Genomic DNA, 22,894 nt, shown 5'->3' on the forward strand with positions numbered 1-22,894 from the left:
ACACGTGTCTGGTCGACATCTGAGCACGTGTCAGTTCATGAGTGTCACCTCTAGAGCGAACACAAATCTGCGTCGGCCGCACGAGCTGTACCCCACGTACGCCTCATCGAACCGCCGCGGATCTCTGTTCGTCTGCCGGGCGCCGCGGTCCTCAACGGCGGATTGTCAGACCCCTACAAACAACTTTCTGCGACATTGGGCGCGGACGTGCGCCAACGCCCGCCACCGATGCGCCATTGTTGGCAGGTGGCTCCAACCCGGAGCTGTTCGTCGTGCTCTCAGGAGGCCTGATGTTCCAGCGCATCGCCATCGTCAACAGAGGCGAGGCCGCCATGCGGCTCATCCATGCGGTGCGGGACCTGAACGCGGAGAACCCGGACGGGCCACAGATCACGACGATCGCGCTGTTCACCGACGGCGAGCGCTCAGCCATGTTCGCCCGCGAAGCCGACGAGGCCTATCCGATCGGCCCGGCCTCCGAGCGGCCCTACCTGAACCACCAGCTCCTCGCCCGCGTGCTGCAGGAGGCGAAGGCCGACGCCGTGTGGGTCGGCTGGGGCTTCGTCGCGGAGGACGCGGCCTTTGCTGACCTCGTCGAGTCGCTCGGCATCACGTTCATCGGCCCCTCGGGCGACGCCATGCGCAAGCTGGGCGACAAGATCGGCTCCAAGCTCATCGCGGAGGAGGTCGGCGTGCCCGTCGCGCCGTGGTCCCGCGGCGGCGTCGACACCCTTGGCGAGGCCCTCGCGGCCGCGGACCGGGTCGGCTACCCCCTCATGCTCAAGGCGACGGCGGGCGGCGGCGGGCGTGGCATCCGCCGCGTCGACTCGGCCGACGACCTGACCGACGCCTACCAGCGCACCCGCGACGAGGCCGAACGCGCCTTCGGCAGCGGCGTCGTCTTCCTGGAGAAGCTCGTCACGGGCGCCCGCCACGTCGAGGTGCAGCTCATCTCCGACGGCGAGACCGCCTGGGCGCTCGGCGTCCGCGACTGCACCGTCCAGCGCCGCAACCAGAAGATCATCGAGGAGTCGGCCTCGCCGCTGCTGACCGCCGATCAGGTGGCCGACGTCAAGGCCTCCGCCGAGCGCCTCGCGCTGGCCGTCGGCTACGAGGGCGCGGGCACCGTCGAGTTCCTCTACCACCCGGGCGACCGCCTGTTCGCGTTCCTCGAGGTCAACACCCGCCTCCAGGTGGAGCACCCGATCACCGAGGTCACCAACGAGTTCGACCTCGTCAAGGCGCAGATCCACGTCGCGGCGGGCGGGAGGTTAGGCGAGCGTCCGGTCGAGTTCGGCCACGCCGTCGAGGCCCGCCTGAACGCGGAGGACCCAGACCGCGACTTCGCGCCGGCCCCCGGCCGCATCACCCGCCTCGACCTCCCCGCCGGCCCCGGCATCCGGGTCGACACCGGCGTCGCCGAGGGTGACACCATCCCTGCGGACTTCGACTCGATGATCGCCAAGATCATCGCCTACGGCCGCACCCGCGCCGAGGCCCTCGGCCGCCTCCGCCGTGCCATGCGTGAGACCACTGTCGTGATCGACGGCGGCGCCACCAACAAGAGCTTCGTGCTGGAGCTGCTGCGTCAACCTGAGGTGGTCGGGTCACCGCTGGCCGAGTGGGCCGACACCGGCTGGATCGACCGGGTCCGCGCCGACGGCGGCCTTGTCGCCGACGAGCACGCCGGCGTCGCGCTCGTCGTCGCTGCCATCGAGGCCTACGAGGAGAACACCGCGATCGAGACCGAGCGGCTGCTGACCACCGCGCATGGCGGGCGGCCGCAGACGCAGCACAAGTCGGGCGCGCAGTTCGAGCTGAAGCTGCGCGGTGTCGTGCACACGGTCGTGCCGTTCGCGACGGCGCCCGGCAGGTACCGCGTCACCGTCGACGGCCAGAGCACCGACGCAACGGTCACGCGGCTCGACGGCGTGCACAGCCGCATCGTCGTGGGCGGCCGGCTGCACCGCGTCGTCAGCGCCACTCACGGACCGGTGCACCTGATCGAGGTCGACGGAGTGATGCATCGCGTCTCGCGCGACGAGGGCGGCGTTCTACGCTCCCCCGCGCCGGCGCTCGTCGTCGCCACGCCCGTCGCCGTGGGCGACGAGGTCGAGGCCGGCGCGCCCGTCGTCGTGCTCGAGTCCATGAAGATGGAGACCGTCATCCCCGCGCCGTTCGCGGCGCGCGTGAAGGAGCTTCACGTGATGACCGGCTCCCAGGTCGAGACCATGGCGCCGCTGGTGCGGCTCGAGCCGCTGGGCGACGGCGAGGAGGCCGACGAGGCGGTCGAGGCCACCGTCGAGGTACCCGCCACCGCGACCGACCCGGATCCCGCCGCACGTGCGGATCGCCTCCGCGACGACCTGTCCGCCACCCTCATGGGCTACGACGTCGACCCGGAGGCGAAGACACTCGCCGCCTACCTCGCCGCGCGCGCCGAGGCGCAGGCAGCGGGATCGGATGTGCTGACCGGCGAGGTCTCCCTTATCGAGCTGTTCGCCGACCTCGCCGAGCTCAGCCGCAACCGCCCCGTCGGCGCGCAGGAGCACACCGAGCTGCGCATCCACTCGGACCGCGAACACTTCCACCGTTACCTGACGACGCTCGACGTCGACCGCGCCGGGCTGTCCGCGCAGTTCGTGGAGCGCCTGACGCGCGTGCTGCGGCACTACGGCGTCGAATCGCTCGACCGCACGCCGCAGCTCGAGGAGGCGGTGTTCCGCATCTTCCTCGCACAGAAGCGCGTCGCCACGGATGTCCCAATCGTTCTCGGCATCCTCGACCGCTGGCTGGCCGAGCCCGCGCCGAACGACGGCCGCGCCGCGTCGGCCCGCGCCGACCTCGAGCGCATCCTGCGCGCCACGCAGCTGCGGTTCCCCGCCGTCGGTGACCTCACCCGCTCCGTCCGGTTCCGCTGGTACGACCAGCCGCAGGTCGACGCCGAGCGTGAGTCCGTGCTGAGCGGCCTCGGTACCGAGGTCGCGGCGCTCGCCGCCGACCCGACCGTCGCCGACTACGCCGACCGCGTCCAGCGCCTGGCCGGCATCCACGAGTGGACGGCAACCTACCTGGCCCAGCACCTCGCCGGCGGCGTGCCCGCGGTCGAGCCGATGCTCGAGGTGCTGCTGCACAAGTACTACTCCGAGTACCAGCTCCGCGATGTCCACCGCCTCGACGTCGACGGCCGCGCCGCCGTCATCGCCGACTACGTGCTCGAGGGGCGGCCGCGTCGCTTCGTGACCACCGTCGGGACCTTCGACGAACTGGGCACGGGCGGCCCGCTGGAACGCCTCGTCGCGGACCAGTTCGCACTTCGCGAGCCCGGCGAGGACGCCGTAGCTGAGCTGTACGTCCATGCCGACGGCGATCTCGCGGGCGACGAACTGGGCGCGGTTCTGGCGGACCTCCTGAACGGCTGGTCAGTCGGCCCAGAGGTGAAGCGCATCGCGGTCGGCGTCTGCACCGACGACGTCTCCTACTACACGTTCCGCCCCGTCGACGGCGTGCTCGTCGAGGACACCCGTGTCCGCGGCGCCCACCCGATGGCCGGCCGCCGCCTCGACCTGTGGCGTCTCCGCGACTTCGACACCACCCGCCTGCCCGCGCCGGAGGACGTCTGGCTTTTCGAGTGCGTCGCGAAGTCGAACCCCGGCGACCGGCGCCTCGTCGCCATGGCGCAGGTCCGTCAGCTGTCTCCGGTGCGCGACGAGGACGGCAACCTCATCGCCCTCCCGCACGCCGAGCGCGCCATCGCGCACTGCCTCGAGGCCATCCGCCGGACGCGCACCGCGCGCGGCTCGGCCGGCAGCAAGCTGGACATGAACCACGTGTGGATCGACGTCTGGCCGGAGATCGACCTCAGCCTCGACGACGTCACCCCGCTGCAGTCGAAGATCACCCCGCTTTCCGACGGCGCGGGCATCGAGGAGGTCCTCTGCCAGGGCCGCTTCCGCACCGGCGGCACGCTCACCCCGCTCGCCATCCGCTTCCATGCCCAGCCGGGCGCGGGCGTGACGGCGTCGGTCGGCGCCCCGCCCACCGAGCCGTTGAAGCCGCTCGACGACTACGCGGGCAAGGTGCTGCGCGCCCGCCGTCGCGGCCTCGTCTACCCCTACGAGCTGTCCGAGGCCCTCGCCGGGCCGGGCGGCAGCCTCGTCGAGCTCGACCTGGACGATGAGGGCCGCCTCGTCGAGGTGCATCGCGCGCCCGGTAGGAACTCCGCAGGCATCATCGCCGCCTTGGTCACAACGCCCACCGCGCTGCATCCCGAGGGTGTCACGCGCGTCATCTTGTGCGGGGATCCGACGAAGGGCCTCGGCGCCGTCGCGGAGCCCGAGTGCGCCCGCATCATGGCGGCGATCGACCTCGCCGAGGAGATGGGCGTCCCCGTCGAGTGGTTCACGCTCAGCTCGGGCGCACGCATCTCGATGGACTCCGGCGTCGAGAACATGGACTGGGTCGGCGCCGCGCTGCGCCGCATCGTCGAGTTCACGCAGGAGGGCGGCGAGATCAACGTCGTCGTCGCCGGCATCAACGTTGGCGCGCAGCCGTACTGGAACGCCGAGGCGACCATGCTGATGCACACAAAGGGCATCCTGGTGATGACGCCGGACTCGGCCATGGTGCTGACCGGCAAGCAGTCGCTGGACTTCTCCGGCGGCGTTTCCGCGGAGGACAACTTCGGCATCGGCGGCTACGACCGCGTCATGGGGCCCAACGGCCAGGCGCAGTACTGGGCGCCGAACCTCGCCGCCGCGATGGGAATCCTGCTTTCGCACTACGACCACACCTACGTGGCCGCCGGCGAGACCGGGCCGCGCCGCGCGGAGTCGACCGATCCGTCGGATCGCGATGTGTCGGACTTCCCGCACCATTCGGAAGGCTCGGACTTCTCGACGGTCGGCCAGATCTTCTCCGCCGACCACAACCCTGACCGCAAGAAGGCGTTCGACATCCGCACGGTGATCGCGGCGGTGTGCGACCAGGACTACCCGCGCGTCGAGCGCTGGGCGGGCATGGCCGACGCCGAAACCGCCGTCGTCATGGATGCGCGCATGGGCGGGCATTCGGTGTGCGTGCTGGGCATCGAGTCGAAGCCCGTCGTCAGGGCAGGGTTCCCGCCCACCGACGGCCCGGACACGTTCACGGCGGGCACGCTGTTCCCGCGGTCGTCGAAGAAGGCGGCGCGGGCGATCAACTCGTCGTCGGGCAACCGACCCGTCGTCGTCCTGGCTAACCTGTCGGGCTTCGACGGCTCGCCGGAGTCGATGCGGAACCTGCAGTTGGAGTACGGCGCGGAGATCGGCCGGGCGATCGTGAACTTCACGGGGCCGATCATCTTCGTGGTGATCTCGCGCTACCACGGCGGCGCGTTCGTGGTCTTCTCGAAGCGCCTGAACGAGGACATGACGGTGCTGGCGGTGGAGGGCTCGTTCGCCTCGGTCATCGGCGGTGCCCCAGCCGCGGCGGTGGTGTTCGCGGGCGACGTCGCGAAGCGCACGGCCGCGGATCCCCGCGTCGCGGAGTTGGACGCCCGCCTGCGCACGGCCTCCCCGGAGGAGCGCGGCGAGCTGCAGCTGGCCTTGGCCGACGCCCAGGCCGCCGCGCGCGCGGAGAAGATCTCCGAGATCGCGGCGGAGTTCGACGGCGTGCACAGCATCCACCGCGCGGTCCGGGTCGGCTCGGTCGACAAGGTGATCAGCTCGGCGCAGCTCCGCCCCGCGATCATCGAGACCATCGAGGCCTACTACGCCCGAACCGCCGGCTGATCGCCGGCACCGGGACGCCTCCCCGAACACGTCTGTTGAGCGGTCAGGGCGAAGCCAGTGTTCCTGGATGGGGCCGCGCAGTAGGCGCAGATCGGTGGATCGAGGCTTAGCTCCAATCTACAGCCGATGGGGGGCCTTGTGGCAAGGCCCCCCGCGAGAGCAGAATCGCTCCCCTACGCCGCCCTGACAAGCGGCGGAACAGGAGGCGGCCATGTTCACCCTCACCAACTCCGCCAAGGCGGACCCCGTACTCATCGGCTCTGACGACGCACACCTGTGCGCCGTCGCAGCCGTCCTCGACGCCCGCGTCCGCGAGCTCGACATGCGCCTCGCGGCGCTCAGGTTTGAGGATGCCGGACCCGGGCACGCGGCGCTCGACCGCGACCTCGAGATCCACCGCCTCACGGGCCGACGCCGCGTGCTCACCGCGTTCGGCGTCGACCTCTGCCTCGGACGGATGATGCCTGCCGACCGGTCCGATCCGGTCTACGTCGGCAGGATCGGTGTCACCGGCGACGACGGCGAGCCCCTCGTCGTCGACTGGCGCGCCCCGGTCGCCCGGCCGTTCTTCGCCGCCACGCACGCCGATCCGATGGGCCTGGCCAGCCGGCGCCGGTACCGCTGGCGCGACGGCCAGGTGATCGACTACTGGGACGAGGCGTTCGACAGTGCCGAGCTGACGGCCACCGCGGAGGACCCGTTCCTCGCCGGCCTCGCCGCCAGCCGATCGCCACGGATGCGGGACGTACTCGCCACCCTCCAGGCCGACCAGGACGCGATCATCCGCGCCGATGCCCGCGGCGCGCTGGTCGTCGACGGCGGTCCAGGTACCGGCAAGACCGTCGTCGCGCTGCATCGCGCCGCGTACCTTCTGTTCCAGGATCGGCGGATCGAGCACGACGGCGGGCTGCTGTTCGTCGGTCCGCACCGGCCCTACCTGGCCTACGTGGCCGACATCCTGCCCAATCTCGGCGAGGAGGGCGTCCAGGTCTGCACGCTGGCCGACCTCGTGCCCGAGGGCGCCGCGGCCGTCGAGGAGCCGGACCCAGATGTCGCGCGGCTGAAGGCGTCGGCTGAGCTGCTGGGCGCCGTCGAGCCTGCCGTCACCTTCTACGAGGAGGTCCCCACGGAGCCCCTCACGGTCGAGACGCCGTGGGCGGAGGTCGCCGTCGCTACGGCGGACTGGGTGGAGGCGCTCGCCACGGTCGACCCAGGCACCCCTCACAACGACGCCCGCGACCTGATCTGGGAGGCGCTGCTCGACATCCTCGTCGACCAGCACGGGACCTCCGAGACGGAGTGTTCGGCAGACGACGTGCACCGCGCACTCGCCGCCGACGACGACCTCCGCGACACCTTCCGGCGCTTCTGGCCGATCCTCGACGCGGCCGACCTCGTCTCCGACCTCTGGTCGGTCCCCGCGTACCTGAAGCTCTGCGCGCCGTGGCTGACCGACGAAGAACGCCGCTCCCTCCGCCGCCCCGAGGGCGCGACGTGGACGACCGCCGACCTTCCGCTCCTCGACGCGATGCGCGCCCGCCTGGGCGACCCGCGCGCGTCTGCCCGGCGGCGCCGTCGGCGTGAGGCGCTTGCGGAGAGTCGATCCGTGATGGACGACGTCGTCGATCGGCTCCTCGAGGGGGATGACGACCCCGAGAGCCCGCTGCCGTTGCTGCGCCGCGACAGCATCCGCGCGGCCCTCGTCGACGAGGACGTGGTCCCGGCCGACGAGGTCGAAAGGCTCGCCGGGCCCTTCGGCCACATCGTCGTCGATGAGGCACAGGAGCTGACCGATGCCGAGTGGCGGATGCTGCTCAGCCGCTGCCCCTCGCGAAGCATCACGATCGTGGGAGACCGTGCCCAGGCGCGGCACGGCTTCGCCGAGTCGTGGGAGGAGCGGCTGGCGCGCCTCGGCGTCGACGGCGCCCGCCGCGAGACCCTCACCGTGAACTACCGCACGCCCCGCGAGATCATGGCCGAGGCGGAGCCCATCATCCGCGCGGTCCTCCCCGACGCCAACGTGCCGATCTCCATCCGCGACGGCGGGCATCCGGTGCACCACGGTCGCCGCGACGACCTGGGCGCGATCCTCTCCGAATGGCTACGGACGCCCGACGAGGGCATCGCCTGCGTGATCGCCCCCGCGGAGACGCTGCCACCTGAGGCCGTCGAATCGGTCAAGTCGGCGCTTCCCCATGGTTCTGTGCGGGTGCGCGTCCTGACTCCTGATTTGGCAAAGGGTCTGGAGTTCGACCTCGTGGTTCTCGTCGGGCCACAGGGCGACGGCGTCACGGCCGCTGTCGACCGCTACGTCGCGATGACGAGGGCGACGAACCGGCTGGTGCTCTTAGCCTCGATCCACCGATCTGCGCCTACTACTACGCGGCCCCATCCAGGCACACCGGCTTCGCCCTGACCGCTCAACAGACGTGTCCGGTATGCCGTCGCGTCCCGCGCTTGCCCCTGCATCCGTCTGGTGCCGGTCGCTTACGGCGCCCACCGGAGGATCGAGGCTAAGCCTAGGACCCGGCTCACGGCAGGTAGTCGGATTGCCCCGCTGGAGCTAAGAACCGGAGCGAGGAACCGCCGTCGGTCAGCGTCGCGAGGGCGTCGTTCAGGACGGCGTTGGCCGGGTCGGCGAGGTGCTCCGCGAAGGCCTGGTCGTCGGCGTAACGCTCGACGACGACGACGATGACGGGATCTTCACGGTCGACGTATACCTCGAACCGCTCGGCGCCGGGCATGGCCAGTACGTGCGTGCCGTACTCGACCAGGAGCGCGCGGACCTCGTCGACGGTCTCCGCGCGCGCAGGGATCGACGCGATCAGATTCACAGCACCCATGCCCACTCCCCGTTCTCTCGTTGAAGGATACCCTCAGCTGCAGTGAAAGACCTGTCCAAACGCCTTGCGGACACCGCTAAAGCGAATTAGGCTTGCGAGTCACGCACCCTCCAAAAAGCGTTCGGAAGGCCGTTCATTCATGCATGACCACGCCCCCATACTGGACGGGCGGGTAACCCGCCATCTCCGGGAAAAGATCGTTCCCGCGGAGGTGAGCATCGTCGCACAACTTGAGGTCGCCACCGCCCCGTTGACCGACGCGCCGGACTCTGCGGCCATCGGCGCCGTGCCCGGCGTCGTCGGCCAGGGCGAGCCCGTTCCTCCCGCCGTCGGTCTCGCCCTCGACTACGAGCCCTTCCAGGTCGGCGCCCCGTGGGGGCCCGCCTGGGGGACCACCTGGATGCGCTTCCGCGGCACCGTCCCCGAATCCCATCGCGGCCAGCACCTCGAGGCGCTGATCGACCTTGGCGGCGAGTACGACTCCCCCGGCTTCCAGTGCGAGGGGCTCGTCTACCGCGCCGACGGCAGCATCATCAAGGGACACAACCCCAGGAACCAGTGGGTACCCGTCGAGTCCGATGCCGACGGCCGGTTCGAGTTCTTCCTCGAGGCCGCCGCCAACCCCGTCGTGCTGGGGGTTCCCGCGTTCATCGAGACGGAGCTCGGCGAGAAGCCCACCTCGGGGCCTGCGCCCATCTACACGCTCCGGCGCGCCGACCTCGTCCTCGTCCATCAAGAGGTCCGCGAGCTCTCGGCCGACATCACGACGCTGCGGCAACTCGCCTCCCAGCTCCCCGAGGACAGCGAGCGGCGGTGGGAGATCCGGCGCGCGCTGGATCGTGCGCTCGACCGAATCGCCCTGTTCGACGTCCCCGCGACGGCAGCCGCCGCCCGCGCCGAGCTGGCCGGCGTGCTGGCCCGGCCCGCCGCGGCCTCGGCCCACACGCTGACGGCCGTCGGCCACGCCCACATCGACTCCGCGTGGCTGTGGCCGCTGCGCGAGACCCGCCGCAAGGTGGCCCGCACCATCGCCAATCAGTTGAACCTGCTGGAACTACACCCGGAGCACCGGTTCGCCTTCCCCGCCGCGCAGCACGCGGCGTGGCTCGAGGAGGATCACCCGGAGCTGTTCGCGCAGCTGCAGAAGGCCGTGGCCGACGGCGGCGTGATTCCCGTCGGCGGCATGTGGGTCGAGTCCGACGCGAACCTGCCCGGCGGCGAGGCCATGTGTCGCCAGCTGCTCTACGGCCGCGCTTACTACCGCGACAAGTTCGGCGTCACCTGCACGGAGGTATGGCTTCCTGACTCCTTTGGCTACTCCGGCGCGCTGCCGCAGCTCGCGAAGCTGGCGGGCGCGCAGTGGTTCCTGACGCAGAAGATCTCCTGGAACCAGGTCGACGCCTTCCCTCACCACTCGTTTTGGTGGGAGGGCATCGACGGCACCCGCATCTTCACGCACTTCCCGCCTGCTGACACCTACGGCTCGGACCTGAACGGCGGCAACCTCTCGCACGCGGCCAGGAACTTCCGCGACAAGGGCCGCAGCGCCACCTCGCTTGTCCCGTTCGGGTACGGCGACGGCGGCGGCGGCCCCACCCGCGAGATGCTGATGCAGGCCGCCCGCACCAAGGATCTCGAGGGCTCGCCCCGCGTGCACATCGAGCCCCCTGCCGAGTTCTTCGCCCGCGCCGAGGCCGAGCACGAGTCGCCCAGCGTCTGGGTCGGGGAGCTGTACCTCGAGGCCCACCGCGGCACCTTCACCTCCGTCGCCGCCGTGAAGGCGGGCAACCGCCGCAGCGAGCATCTGCTGCGCGAGGCCGAGCTGTGGTGCGCGACAGCAGCAGCCCGCGGCCTCATGGCGTACCCGCTCGAGCGGTTCGGCGACATCTGGCGCGAGGTCTGCCTCTACCAGTTCCACGACATCCTCCCGGGCACCTGCATCGCATGGGTGTACGACGAGGTGCGCGAGGGCTTCGCGAGGATCGCCGACGAGCTGACCGCGCTGATCGACGAGGCCCAGCGCCTCCTCGTCGGCACGGGCGACGAGGCCGTCACCTTCAACGCCTCGCCGCTGGTGCGCGACGGTGTGGCCGCCCTCGGCGCCGGCGTCACCGAGACGCCCGGCACCGTCGTCACCGCGGAGGGCCTCTCCGTCGACAACGGCCTCGTGCGACTCACCGTCGACGAGGAGGGCCTTGTCACCTCGCTGGTCGACCTCGCCTCCGGGCGCGATGTCATCCCCGCGGGCGTCGTCGGCAATCTGCTGCAGCTGCACCCCGACTTCCCCAACATGTGGGACGCGTGGGACATCGACCCGTTCGCGTTCAACACGGTCACCAACCTCACCGACGGCGCGCCGGAGCTGGTCGAGGCCGACGGTGGCGTCAGTGTTGTCGTGCGGCGCACGTTCGGCGACTCGTCGGCCACCCAGACGCTGACCCTGCTTCCGGGCGACCCCCGCCTGCACGTGCGGGTCGACGTCGACTGGAAGGAGCGCGACTCCCTGCTCAAGCTCGCCTGGCCCGTGGACGTGCACACCGACCACGCCGCCTTCGAGATCGAGATGGGCCACCTGACGCGTCCCACGCACACGAACACGTCGTGGGACGCGCATCGGTTCGAGGTCAACGCGCACCGGTGGGTGCACGTGTCCGAGCCGGGCTTCGGCGTCGCGATCGCGAACACGCAGACCTACGGCTGGGACGTCACCAGGCACGCCCGCGAGGGCGGCGGCACCTACTCGCTGGTCCGCGCGTCGCTGCTCAAGGGTGCCCGCTACCCGGACCCGCGCACCGACGTCGGAACACACAGCTTCTCCTTCACCGTGCGCCCGGGCGCCGAGATCGAGGACGCTGTCGCCGACGGATACGCGGCCAACCTGTTCCCCCGCACCCTTTCCGGGAATCCTGTCGCTCCGTTGATCGACGTCGACGGCCCCGTCGCGGTGGAGGGCGTGAAGCTGGCCGAGGACGGCTCGGGCGACGTGATCGTGCGCATCTACGAGCCCTACGGCCGCAGGGCGACGGCGAGACTCAGCGCCGGCTTCGCGGCCACGTCCGCCGTCGAGACGGACCTGCTGGAGACAGAGCTGGTGGCCGGGACCCCCGGTCAGCAGGTCGAGCCGACCGCGGTGACCACCGCGTTCGATGACGGCGCCGTCGGCGTCACGTTGCGGCCGTTCCAGGTCGCGACCATCCGCTGGGGACGGTGACCATGCGCGTCGGAGTCAACTACACGCCGAGGAAGGGCTGGTTTCATAGCTGGCTGGACCTCGACATCGATGAGGTGGCTGCGGACTTCGAGGCCATCGCGGGGCTGGGACTCGACCATGTGCGCGTGTTCCCACTGTGGCCGCTGCTGCAGCCGAACCGCGGCCTCATCCGGCCACGGGCGGTCGCCGATGTGCTGGCGGTGGTCGACGCCGCCCAGGCCGCAGGCCTGGACATCAGCGTCGACGCGCTCAACGGTCATCTGTCGAGCTACGACTTCCTGCCCGCCTGGGTCACGACCTGGCACTGGACGAACCTGTTCACTGACGAGGTGGCGCTGGCAGGCGAGGCAGCGCTCGTCGAGGAGTTGGCCGCGGCGCTCCGGGACCACCCAGCGGTGACGGGGATGACGCTGGGCAACGAGTTCGCCCAGTTCGCGGCCCCGACGCTCCCGCACCTGCACCCGACCGTGTCCGCGGCGACGCCGTCGGACATCGACGCCTGGTTCGACCGCCTCCTCAGTCCGCTGGAGCAGGCCTGGCCGGAGGGTCGGCACCATCACGGCTTCGACGACGACCTGTGGTTCGTGGACGCGCACCCGTTCACGCCGCGGCATGCTGTCACCCGCGGCGCCGCGACGACCGTGCACTCCTGGGTGTTCGCGCAGGTCGGCCCGCGGTACGGCGCCGGGCATCCGGCTCTCGTGTCGTTCCCGCGGTACCTGTTGGAGCTCGGACGGGCCTGGTCGCCGGACCCGACGCGTCCGCTGTGGCTGCAGGAGGTGGGTGCGCCCCGCACCCACGTCAGCGACGAGGCGGCCGCCGGCTTCTTGAACGACACGCTCGACGCGGTCATCGACACCCCCGGTCTCGAGGCGATCACGTGGTGGTGCAGCCACGATGTCAGCCGCGACCTCCTCGACTTCCCGGAGCTCGAGTACACCCTCGGGCTGTTCACCACGGACGGCGCGCCCAAGCCCGAGGCGCGGCAGCTCGCGGAGCGAATCGGCGACCTGCGGGCGTCCGACACGCCGGGCGTTGCGTCGCCTGACGACGCGGCTACGCTGGAGTTCGTCGCGGATTGGGAGAGCGGCTCCGGCCGGAGTTCCACCAGCCCCATGGGCCCGATCTTCGACGAGTGGCAGGCCCGCTTCGCCGATGGCGAGGTCGTCGCGCTGCGCCGCGTTCAGCCGGAAGCCACCCCCGACTAACCTCCTGGATTAGACCCCCTTAGGAAATCGCATGATTCCCGAGCTCAGGCCGCACCGTGGGCCTGAACCCGCCCCGGCCGCCGCGCCGGAGACCGGCCTCTGGTCGGCCGACTGCCTTCGCTACCTCATCGAGGCCACCACCGAGCACCCCCACCTCCTGGAGTGGGCGACGCCGCTCGTCGGGGTGGAGGTCGCCGAGGGCGACGTCCTTGAGTGGGCGGTCTTCCCCGCCTACGACCACGCGGCCACGGCCTGGCCGGACGGGTTCCGGGCCTGCGGCACCGGCATCGAGGTGGCGTTCGACGACGACTCCACCGTCGGCGCCGACGCCGACGAGGTTGACGGACTGCCGGCCGACGCTGCTGCCCGCCGGGGGATCGACTGGCCGGATCAGTGGAACCATCGCCGCCTCGACCTCTCCGCATGGGCGGGGCGCCGGATTCGCGAGGTGCGGCTCGTCGTCGACCCGGGCCCGGCGCACGGCGACACCGCCGATGAGCTGCTCGGCTGGGTGGACGGGCCTCGGCTCACAGCTCCCCAGGCGTTGTCCGACTCGCCGGCCGAGAGGGTGCTCACCACCCGCGGGTCGCATTCGTCGCCGCGGCGGTCCCGCGGTCTCACCCAGCCCCTGACGGGTGTCCCGCACGGGGGCTGCTACCTGACGCCGGCCACCAGCTTCGACCACCAGGCGTGGGCGTACAGCTGGTCGGCGCACAGCGTGGGCACCGGGCCGCGGCTCGCGGGCCTCCTGATCACCCGCTCGCCTAGCGTCTGGATCGGCGACCGGGGGCCGCTCGGCATCCGAATCGGCCTTGAGCTGGACGAGGACGGGCGCGCCGCGTCCGAACCGTTCAGCCATGACGACGAACTGGCGCTCCCTCACCGCTACCGTGTCCGCACCGCCTCCGGCGTGCAGGTCGACGGCGCGGCCGCCAGCGACGCCGTCCTCGCCGAGATCGCTTTCCCCGCGGCGGGCTTCCTGCAGCTGACCGTGCCGGGCGGGCGAATCGAGCATGTCACCGTCGAAGGGCAGCCATCGACCTCACCGTCGAGCACGTCGACGATCAGGCTCGCCGTCCGCAGCGATGGCGACCCGGAAACCGCCCTGACCTCGTGGTACGAGGTATCGCTCGGCGGAGCGGACGTCGAGGAGGTCCCGGGTGAAGGCCCCACGTTCCGCGTCGCTCCCCACGAGGGCGCAGCGCTGCGGATCGAAGTCGGCGCCTCGTTCATCTCGCAGGCCCAGGCCGGATACGCGAAGGGCGCCGTCGAGGGGATCCCGCTGGACGAGGTCGCCCGCACGGCCGAGCGGGCCTGGAACTCGGTGCTCGCCGTCGTCGAGGCTCCTGAGGCCTCCGCCGACGACGCCCGCGCCGTCGCCTCCGACCTCTACCGGCTGTTCTGCTATCCGACGTTTCACCACGAGCAGACGCCCGACGGCCCGCGCTACGCGGACCCGGTCCGGCGGCTCCGCCCCGACACCGCAACGGAGACCGGTCGCGAGGTGCACGCGGGCAGCTTCCTCACCGACCACGGCTTCTGGGACACCTACCGCACCTGCTGGCCGGCGTTCCACCTGTTGGCGCCCGCGCTGGCGGGCGAGCTGGTCGACGGCTTCCTCGAACACTTCCGGGTGGGTGACTGGTCGGCGCGCTGGAGCGCCGGCGTGCCGGTCGACTGCATGGTGGGCACCAGCCTCGACATCGTCACGGCCGACGCGGTCACCAGCGGCATCGAAGGGTTCGACCTCTTCACCGCCTATCGGTCCGCGCTGCGCAACGCCACCGCGGCCTCGCCGGAGGCCCACTTCGGGCGGGCCGATCTCCCGGCGACGCTCTTCCGCGGGTACACGTCCGCGGCGATCGAGGAGTCGGTGTCGTGGACGCTCGAGGGCGCCATCAACGACGCGGGCGCCGCGGTCCTCGCCCGCGAGCTGGCCCGGCGGAGCGAGGGGGCGCAGGCCGCGAGATACCGGGCGGAGGCCCGCTACCTGGCCGGGCGTGCTCTGGACTACGACCGGCTGCTCGACACCGACTCCCTGTTCTTCCGTCCGCGCGAGGCCTCGGGGGCCTTCGCCGACGAGCCTTTCGACCCGCGCATCTGGGGCGGTGGTCACACCGAGACCAACGCGTGGGGCTCGCGCTTCCTCGTCCACCACGACGGCGCCGGCCTCGCCCGACTGTTCGGCGGGCCGAGCGCCCTGGGAGAGGCGCTGGACGAACTGTTCGCCGAGCCGGAGACGGCGCTGCCGGAGTTCTCCGGCACCTACAGCTCCGTCATTCACGAGATGAGCGAAGCACGCGACCTCCGGCTGGGCATGTGCGGGCTGTCGAACCAGCCGGCGCATCACGTGCCGTGGACGTATGCGTTCACCGACCGCCCGTGGCGCGCGGCAGAGGTAGTGGAGGAGGCGCTCGGCAGGCTCTTCCTCGGCATGCATATCGGCCAGGGCTTCCCCGGGGACGAGGACAACGGCGAGATGTCGGCCTGGCACCTGTTCGGCCTGATGGGGCTGTACCCGCTCCAGGTCGGCTCCGGCGAGTTCCTGATCGGCGTGCCGCGGCAGCCCGTCTTCGAGCTGACCCCCATCGGGGCGCCGCCGCTGACCATCCGCGCCGTGGGCGAGGGTCGCTACGTCGGCGGCGTCGTCTTCAACGGCTCGCCGTGGCGCCTCCCGACCATCCCCACATCCGTGCTGCACGAGGGCGGCACCCTTGAGGTGCAGCTGAGCCCGGTGCCCGTCGACTGGTGCGCGCCCATGCCCGAGGTCCCGTTCTTCGCGCCCGATGACGCCCCCGCGCTCGCGTGGCGCAACGCGGTGGCGGAGGTCAGGGAACTCGACCTCGCCCTCGACACGGACGCAGAGGGACTCGTCCAACTGACCGTCACACTCGACGAGCCCGGCCGCGGTGACCTCACGGTCCTCGCCTGGCACGAGGGTGTCTGGCTCCCCGTCGCCCAGTTCGGCGAGGAGAGCTGGGACTGGCCGTGCCAGACCCGCCCGTTCGACGTCGTCCTGCCGACCCCCACGCGTCGGCTGCGCGTCGAGTGGTCCGGGCAGGCCGCCCCCCGTCAGATCCAGGTCCTCGTTCCCCGCGACCGCATCGCGGCGCCCGCGCCGCCGCCCTAGAGGTCCCGCGGACCGGTCGCATCGCCATCCGCCCCCGACAACGCCGTCATCTCCTCACCCCGCCCAGAAATTCGCATCGGAGTAATTGCTCATGTCTTCATCCACGCCCCGGGTCGTCGTCTACCACCAGGCCCACGGCCACGGCGACACCTTCGTCCCGCTGCTTCCCATGATCGAGAGCGGCAACCTCACCCACCTCATCCTCGCCGCCGTCCACATCACCGACGACGGCGTCGTGACCCTCAACGATCACCCGCACGACGACCCGCATCACGACCGGCTCTGGGCCGAGGCCAAGCAGGTGCAGGCGGCGGGCGTCCCGGTGCTGATCATGGTCGGCGGCTGGGCCCCCGGCACCATGTGCAAGCTCGACGGCGACGACTTCGACACCTACTACCCCGTGTTCCGCGACTTCCTGCGCGCGCACGACATCCAGGGCGTCGACATCGACGTCGAGCAGGACATGAGCCTCGCGGGCGTGATCCGCCTCATCGACCAGCTCCGGGCCGACTTCGGGCGCGACTTCGACATCATCCTCGCGCCCGTCGCCTCCGCCATGTGGGGTGGGGAGAACCTGTCCGGCTTCAGCTATCCGGAGTTGTACCGCGAGCGGGGCGACGAGATCGACTGGATCCAGATCCAGTTCTACAGCGGCTACGGCATCCTCGAGGACACCCGCGACATCCAGCGCATCATCGACCTCGGGATCTATCCCGTCGACAAGCTGGTGCTGGGTGTCGTCGGGCATCCCGACGACGCCAACGGTTTCGTCGACATCGATCGGCTGTGCGCGGTACTGAGCGAGATCGCCGCGAAGTACCCGAACATCGGCGGCGTCGACGTGTGGGAGTACTTCCGCGCGTTGCCCGGCGGCGCCGCGGCGCCGTGGGAGTGGATCGACCGGGTCCACGACGCGCTGGTCCACGGCGCCGAGAGGATCAACGCGCTGGGCCTGATCCCCTCGCCGTCGTCTATCGAGCTGGGCGAGGGCCGTTACACGCTGCCGCGCGTGGCCACCGTCTCCGGCGAGGAGAAGGCCGTGCGCGCCCTCGACATCGCCGTCGGCCGGGGCGCCGGCCTCGTGCTCGTCCCCGGCGAGGTTCCTCAGGTGCGCCTGGTCGACGACCCGGCCCTGCCCGACGAGGCCTACCGCTTGGTGGTCGACGCCGACGGCGTCACCATCGCGGCCTCCGACGTGGCCGGCTTCTGGACAGCGGGCGCCACGCTGCGCCAGCTGCTACCCAGCTGGGTCAACGGCCCGGCCCCGCTGCCGGGCGCGGCGCTCGACCTGCCGTTCGTCGCCATCGAGGACGCGCCGCGCTTCGGCTGGCGCGGCGTCCATCTCGACGTCGCGCGGCACTTCCAGCCGCTGCCGTTCCTGTACCGGTTCATCGACCAGCTCGCCGCGCTCAAGCTGAACGTCCTGCATCTGCACCTCACCGACGACCAGGGCTGGCGCTTCGAAGTCGACGGCTATCCGGAGCTGGTGCGCACGGCCTCCTGGCGCTCCCACACGCACAACCCCGCGTGGGAGAGCAACGACGGGCAGCCGCACGGCGGGTACTACACCCAGGATCAGCTACGCGCCCTCGTCGGCTACGCAGACGCGCGCGGCGTGATGATCGTTCCCGAGGTGGACCTGCCGGGCCACGTCCGCTCGCTGCTTGCCGCCTACCCGCAGTTCGGCGACCCGGGCGCCTCGGAGGTCAAGCCCGTCGCGCCGGACTTCGGCGTCTTCGACGAGGTGCTGCACCTGACCGACGAGACCATGGAGATGGTCGAGGCCGTCTTCACGCAGCTGCTCGATGTGTTCCCCTCCTCCTGCTGGGTCCACATCGGCGGCGACGAGTGCCCCAAGACGCAGTGGGTGAACAGCCCCGCCGCCGCGGAGCTGGCCGAGGCCCGCGGCGTCGACGGCCCGGAGCACCTGCAGAGCTGGTTCACCGAGCACATGCGCGACTGGTTGGCCGCGCGCGGCCGCACCGCCGTCGCGTGGGATGAGGTGATCGAGGACGGCAACGACCCGGAGGGCACGCTCATCATGTCCTGGCGCGGCTACGCGCCGGGCATCGAGGCGCTGGAGCGCGGGCTCGACGTCGTCATGGCCCCCGGTGAGTTCACCTACATCGACCACTACCAGGCGGCGGATGAGACCGAGCCGTACGCCATCGGCGGTCACCTGCCCTGGGAGAAGGTGCTGAGCTACGACCCGGCGATGGGTGTCCCCGACGACGCACCCGGCCGGCTCCTTGGCGTGCAGGCGCAGCTGTGGACGGAATACATGCCGACGGCGCAGCACGTCGAGTACATGGCGTTCCCGCGCGTCGCCGCTCTGGCCGAGATCGGCTGGGCGAAGGCAAAGGCATCCGAGAAGGACTTCTTCGCGCGCCTGGTCCCAGCGGGCCGCCGCTGGGATGCCGCAGGCATCAACCACCGGCCCGTGGGCGGCGCGATGCCGTGGCAGCACGGCGGCGAGGGCCTGCGCCGTCGCCCCAACGAGCACCTGACCGCCGGGTGACCGACCCCAGCTACCGTCCCAGCTCCGCAAGGAGGAAGTAGTGGTCCGACGCGGGGCCCGCGGGCCAGTCGTCGACCAGCCGGAGGCGTGAGGGGTTCGCGCCTCGGGTGAGGATGTAGTCCAGCCAGCAGTCGACGTCGCCCCAGTCGCCCATGTACGGGTTGGCGGCGGCGAAGCTGGGGCGCTGCGCGGAGATCTCCGTCCAGGGGTTGGCCAGGCCGCCGCGCTCGCACAGGCGGGCGACGGTGGCGGAGTCGGGCGTCGCATTCAGGTCCCCGCAGACGGCGAATCCGTCGTGGGGCCTGAGCTCGGCGAGCTCGCTGACGACGTCGCCGATGAACTCGGCCTGCGCGACACGTAGCGCGTCGCTGTCATCCTGGTAAGCGAGGTGGGCATTGAGGACGCCAACCCAGCCGTCGCCGGTCGGGACCCGGACGTACTGCACAACACGGTCGGGCTCGGTGCCGCCGCCCGGGAGGCGGTAGGTGCGGGCCTCGGCGACGGGCTGGCGGGTGGCGATAGCCAAGCCCTCCGTCGTCGCGTCGTCCGCGCTGCCGACGCTGTAGTGGACGTGGTAGTCGGCCAGTGCGTCGACCAGCTCCAGCTGCAGCCGGGCCGCGGACCCCGGAAAGGCCGGACCTCCTGCATCGCGATCACGTCTGGGCGCAGCTCCGCAACCATGCCGGAGAACACGCCCATGCGGTCCCGCAGCGGCTCGTTCAGGTTCCAGAGGTTCGCCGACATCACTGTCAAAGGCATGGGATTCATGCACACTGTTCTACCTCACACACGACCCCGTTCGCCACCATATTTTGACAAAGAACTCGTTGTATAAATACTTGATACGGGGCGCCTGAACGCCACGCCGACCCCAGCCCGGACGCCGTTAGCAAAACGTGATATTGGGCTTTCTGCAAACCCTTGACAGGGCGTTCTACTTAACCGGTATAGTGCCGGTCGGAAGCACCATTCGAGCCCCAGAGCTGGGGTTCGTCTGCCCGCGACGACGCACGCCGCGGGCTGGCTGGACGAAAGAAGGCCCGCATGACAGCTACCGGAGCAGACCATGAGTAGCGCTGCGCCACCCGAGCCACCTGCATCGGGTGCCGTACTGGTTGAGGGGACGGAAGTAGAAACCCCACCACCTGCCGCCGTGAAACGCCGCCGAGCCGCCCGAGGAAGCTTGATCTTCCTCGGCAAACGCCTCACGACGTACATCATCGTCGGCATCATCAGCGTGATCCTCAACTTCGCACTACCGCGCTTCATGCCCGGCGACCCCGCCACCCAGCTGATCCGCGACATCACCAACAAGACCGGTGCGCCGCCCAGCGAGTTCCAGATGCAGCTGATCAAGGCCCGGTACGGCGATCCTGATCGCTCACTGATCCTGCAGTTCATCGACTACAGCAAGCAGTTGCTGCAAGGCGATCTGGGACGCTCGGCACAGTACTTCCCGATCCCGGTCACTGAGCTGATCGGACAGGCGCTTCCCTGGACGCTCTACCTGGCCGTCGGCTCAACGATCCTGGGATGGATCATCGGCACCTATCTCGGCGCGCGCCTCGGCTGGAGGCCGGGTCGCACGCTCGACTCCATCGTCACACCGCTGTCGATGTTCTTCTCCTCGATCCCCGCCTTCTGGCTGGGCCTCCTTATCGTCTGGTACTTCGCCTACGCCAAGGGATGGTTCCCCAACCAGGGCGCCTACGACAACGCGCTGGAGATCAACCTGCTCGACCCGGCCTTCCTGTGGTCGGTTGTGCTGCACTCGGTGCTGCCGTTCTTCACGCTGGTCCTGGTCGGCTTCGCCGGCTGGCTGTTCTCGATGCGCAACATGATGATCACCACGGTCAACGAGGACTACGTGCAGCTCGCCCGCGCCAAGGGCCTGAGCCAAAGCCGCGTCCGCAACCGGTACGCCGCGCGCAACGCGCTGCTGCCGAACTTCACCGGCCTGGCACAGCGCATCGGTGGCTCACTGACCGCCGTGATCCTGGCCGAGACCGTGTTCATCTACCCCGGCGTCGGCTCGCTGCTCTCCGGCGCGCAGAGCGCCCGGGACTACCCCGTCATGCAGGGCATCATGATGATCGTCATCTTCATGGTGCTGCTGTTCAACTTCATCGCCGACTCTGTGTACGTCGTGCTCGATCCGCGAACGAGGGAGGTGCACTGACATGCTCAAGCGATTCCTCTCCCTTGGCAAGGTGCAGGTCGGTCTCGCCATCATGGCGGTCTTCATCCTGGTGGCGATCTTCGGCCAATGGTTCACCGACTCCGTGCTGGGCATGTCCCCGCAGGACGTGGACTACGCTGCGATCGGCGGCACTCCGCCGGACTCCACTCACTGGCTGGGCACAACCAGCCAAGGCCAGGACGTCTTCGCCTGGATGATGTACGGCACCCGTACGTCGATCCTTGTCGGTTTCGCCTCAGCCATCATCGGCACGGTCCTCACCGTCGTGATCGGCGCGTGGGCCGGATTCTCCGGCGGCCGGATGGACCGTTTCCTGAACGGCTTCATCCTGGTGTTCAGCAACTTCCCGGTGTTCGCACTGCTGTTCATCATCGCCGCGGCCTTCCAGAACGCGAACTGGCTGATCGTCGCCGTCGTCATCGGCTGCGTGGAATGGGCCGGTGGCGCACGCCAGATCCGCGCCCAGGCGATGAGCTTGCGCGGACGCGACTTCACCACGGCACTGCGAACCGTGGGTGAATCGAACGCCAGGATCATCCTGTCCGAGGCGATGCCTCACCTGCTCGGCGTCATCTCCCCGATGTTCCTCGGCCTGATCGCCGCTGGCGTGAACATGCAGGCCGCGCTCGCCTTCCTGGGCATCGGCAACCCGTCAGAGCCCTCGTGGGGTCTGATGATCAACTGGGCGATGACCCAGAACGCCCTGTTCCGTGGCCAGTGGTGGTGGTTCGTGCCGCCCGGCCTCGCCCTGGCCCTTATCGGTTTCGCAACCACCATGATCAACTTTGGTCTCGACGAGATCACCAACCCGACGCTGTCTACCAAGCGGATGAAGCTGATGAACAAGTTCCTCAAGGAGAAGAAGGTTCGCGACCAGGCGCGCCGTGAAGCCGCCGCGGAAGGGGTGAGTGCCTGATGAGCGCGACCCCCGCGACGATCGAGACCGAACAGGACATCCTACGCCGGCTCGAAACCTCTCCTGTCCTCCTTGACGTGCGTGGCCTCTGCGTCGACTACGTCACCGAAGGCGGCAACATCCGTGCTTGCGACGACATCAACCTGGTGCTGAAGCGGGGCGAGATCCTCGGCGTCGCCGGCGAGTCCGCGAGCGGAAAGTCGACCCTCCTCAACGCGCTGGGGCGGCTGCAGCGGATGCCCGCGGCCACGGCTGACGGCGAGATCTGGTTTCACGCCAGCGATGGGCGTCCCGCCGTCGATCTGGCCACGCTGGAAGAAGAGGAGCTGATCCCTTACCGCTGGACCGACATCTCGATCGTGATGCAGTCGGCGATGGCTTCGCTCAACCCGGTGATCCGGCTCGGCGAGCAGTTCATCGACGTCATCCAGGCGCACTCCCCCGAGGTGAGTGAGTCCGATGCACGCGACCGGGCAGCCACCCTCCTCGAGATGGTGGGCATCGCGGCCGACCGGCTGACGGCCTTCCCTTTCCAGCTCTCCGGCGGCATGCAGCAGCGAGCGCTGATCGCGTTGTCGCTGGTCTGCGATCCAGACTTGGTCCTGATGGACGAGCCGACCACCGCAGTGGACGTCGTGATGCAGCGCCAGATCCTGGACCACGTGCTCGCGGCTCAAGCGAAGCTCGGCTTCGCGATCGTGTTCGTCACCCACGACCTGTCCCTGCTCCTTGAGATCTCGGACCGGATCGCGATCATGTATGGCGGCAAGATCGTCGAGTTGGGCACCGCGACGCGGTTGCATCACGACGCGAAGCACCCGTATACGCGTGCCCTGCGTCGCTCCTTCCCGCCGCTCACCGAGCCCGTGCGGCGCCTGACGGGTATCCCCGGCTCGCCGCCTGACCTGCTGAGCCTGCCGCCGGGTTGTGCATTCTCACCGCGCTGCGAAGTGGCGATGAAGGTCTGCCACGAGCGCGTTCCCGAACTGCGCGACATTCCCGGGGGTCGGAGCGCCTGTTTCCTGACCAACGGCGAGCTCCCCGCCGAACTGCTCGAAGCCAAGGAGATCACCGATGTCGAACAGCAGTGAGACGGG

10 protein-coding genes and 1 pseudogene are annotated in these 22,894 nt (G+C 70.0%); 9 read left to right on the top strand and 2 right to left on the bottom strand.

The window, feature by feature from the left end; genetic code table 11:
* Positions 1 to 290 precede the first annotated feature (290 nt).
* Both IPJ61_RS03910 and helR read left to right on the top strand, forming a co-directional pair.
* Entirely contained in the window at positions 291 to 5,771 is a 5,481-nt protein-coding gene (locus tag IPJ61_RS03910; RefSeq protein WP_297103318.1) for an ATP-binding protein, read from the top strand.
* Positions 5,772 to 5,982: 211 nt separating this feature from the next.
* Positions 5,983 to 8,187 (top strand): RNA polymerase recycling motor ATPase HelR, encoded by a 2,205-nt coding sequence (helR, locus tag IPJ61_RS03915; RefSeq protein ID WP_297103321.1) that lies wholly within the window; start codon positions 5,983 to 5,985, stop codon positions 8,185 to 8,187.
* A 115-nt stretch (positions 8,188 to 8,302) separates the two neighbouring features.
* Here the strand turns inward: helR and IPJ61_RS03920 are convergent, their stop codons facing one another.
* A complete protein-coding gene (locus tag IPJ61_RS03920) occupies positions 8,303 to 8,614 on the bottom strand; it encodes a putative quinol monooxygenase (RefSeq protein WP_297103323.1) in 312 nt (103 codons plus the stop codon).
* 139 nt (positions 8,615 to 8,753) lie between these two features.
* Here IPJ61_RS03920 and IPJ61_RS03925 point away from each other — a divergent pair, with 139 nt between their 5' ends.
* The 4 genes from IPJ61_RS03925 (at position 8,754) to IPJ61_RS03940 (ending at position 18,681) form a co-directional block, all read left to right on the top strand.
* On the top strand, positions 8,754 to 11,825 hold the full coding sequence (locus IPJ61_RS03925; protein WP_297103326.1) for an alpha-mannosidase: 3,072 nt from the start codon (positions 8,754 to 8,756) through the stop codon (positions 11,823 to 11,825).
* 2 nt (positions 11,826 to 11,827) lie between these two features.
* Entirely contained in the window at positions 11,828 to 13,033 is a 1,206-nt protein-coding gene (locus tag IPJ61_RS03930) for a glycoside hydrolase 5 family protein (RefSeq protein WP_297103329.1), read from the top strand.
* Positions 13,034 to 13,064: 31 nt separating this feature from the next.
* Positions 13,065 to 16,163, top strand: coding sequence for a glycoside hydrolase domain-containing protein (locus IPJ61_RS03935; protein WP_297103331.1), 3,099 nt, complete (start codon positions 13,065 to 13,067; stop codon positions 16,161 to 16,163).
* Between the two features lie 91 nt (positions 16,164 to 16,254).
* On the top strand, positions 16,255 to 18,681 hold the full coding sequence (locus IPJ61_RS03940; RefSeq protein WP_297103333.1) for a family 20 glycosylhydrolase: 2,427 nt from the start codon (positions 16,255 to 16,257) through the stop codon (positions 18,679 to 18,681).
* Between the two features lie 10 nt (positions 18,682 to 18,691).
* Here IPJ61_RS03940 and IPJ61_RS03945 read toward each other — a convergent pair whose 3' ends face one another.
* The gene (locus IPJ61_RS03945) at positions 18,692 to 19,453 is read right to left on the bottom strand and encodes an endonuclease/exonuclease/phosphatase family protein (protein WP_297103336.1); all 762 of its coding nucleotides are present in this window, start codon (positions 19,451 to 19,453) and stop codon (positions 18,692 to 18,694) included.
* A gap of 402 nt (positions 19,454 to 19,855) precedes the next feature.
* On the opposite strand from IPJ61_RS03945, the pseudogene IPJ61_RS03950 reads away from it, so the two are divergent.
* The 3 genes and pseudogenes from IPJ61_RS03950 to IPJ61_RS03960 form a co-directional block, all read left to right on the top strand.
* A pseudogene (locus IPJ61_RS03950) lies at positions 19,856 to 20,860 on the top strand (ABC transporter permease); the annotation flags it as partial.
* 1 nt (position 20,861) lies between these two features.
* Positions 20,862 to 21,797 carry an ABC transporter permease gene (locus IPJ61_RS03955; RefSeq protein WP_297103342.1) on the top strand — a complete coding sequence of 312 codons (936 nt, stop codon included), beginning with the start codon at positions 20,862 to 20,864 and terminating at the stop codon, positions 21,795 to 21,797.
* Positions 21,797 to 22,888 carry an ABC transporter ATP-binding protein gene (locus tag IPJ61_RS03960; RefSeq protein ID WP_366505194.1) on the top strand — a complete coding sequence of 364 codons (1,092 nt, stop codon included), beginning with the start codon at positions 21,797 to 21,799 and terminating at the stop codon, positions 22,886 to 22,888. Before IPJ61_RS03955 ends, IPJ61_RS03960 begins: the two co-directional genes overlap by 1 nt.
* Positions 22,889 to 22,894 lie beyond the last annotated feature (6 nt).

Source organism: Tessaracoccus sp., from assembly GCF_016714275.1.
Taxonomy (GTDB): Bacteria; Actinomycetota; Actinomycetes; order Propionibacteriales; family Propionibacteriaceae; genus Arachnia.

Bases quoted from the DNA above. Each gene is read 5' to 3' on its own strand.
- IPJ61_RS03910 (WP_297103318.1), top strand. From the start codon at position 291: ATGTTCCAGCGCATCGCCATCGTCAACAGAGGCGAGGCCGCCATGCGG.
- helR (WP_297103321.1), top strand. From the start codon at position 5,983: ATGTTCACCCTCACCAACTCCGCCAAGGCGGACCCCGTACTCATCGGC.
- IPJ61_RS03920 (WP_297103323.1), bottom strand. From the start codon at position 8,614: ATGGGTGCTGTGAATCTGATCGCGTCGATCCCTGCGCGCGCGGAGACC.
- IPJ61_RS03925 (WP_297103326.1), top strand. From the start codon at position 8,754: ATGCATGACCACGCCCCCATACTGGACGGGCGGGTAACCCGCCATCTC.
- IPJ61_RS03930 (WP_297103329.1), top strand. From the start codon at position 11,828: ATGCGCGTCGGAGTCAACTACACGCCGAGGAAGGGCTGGTTTCATAGC.
- IPJ61_RS03935 (WP_297103331.1), top strand. From the start codon at position 13,065: ATGATTCCCGAGCTCAGGCCGCACCGTGGGCCTGAACCCGCCCCGGCC.
- IPJ61_RS03940 (WP_297103333.1), top strand. From the start codon at position 16,255: ATGTCTTCATCCACGCCCCGGGTCGTCGTCTACCACCAGGCCCACGGC.
- IPJ61_RS03955 (WP_297103342.1), top strand. From the start codon at position 20,862: ATGCTCAAGCGATTCCTCTCCCTTGGCAAGGTGCAGGTCGGTCTCGCC.
- IPJ61_RS03960 (WP_366505194.1), top strand. From the start codon at position 21,797: ATGAGCGCGACCCCCGCGACGATCGAGACCGAACAGGACATCCTACGC.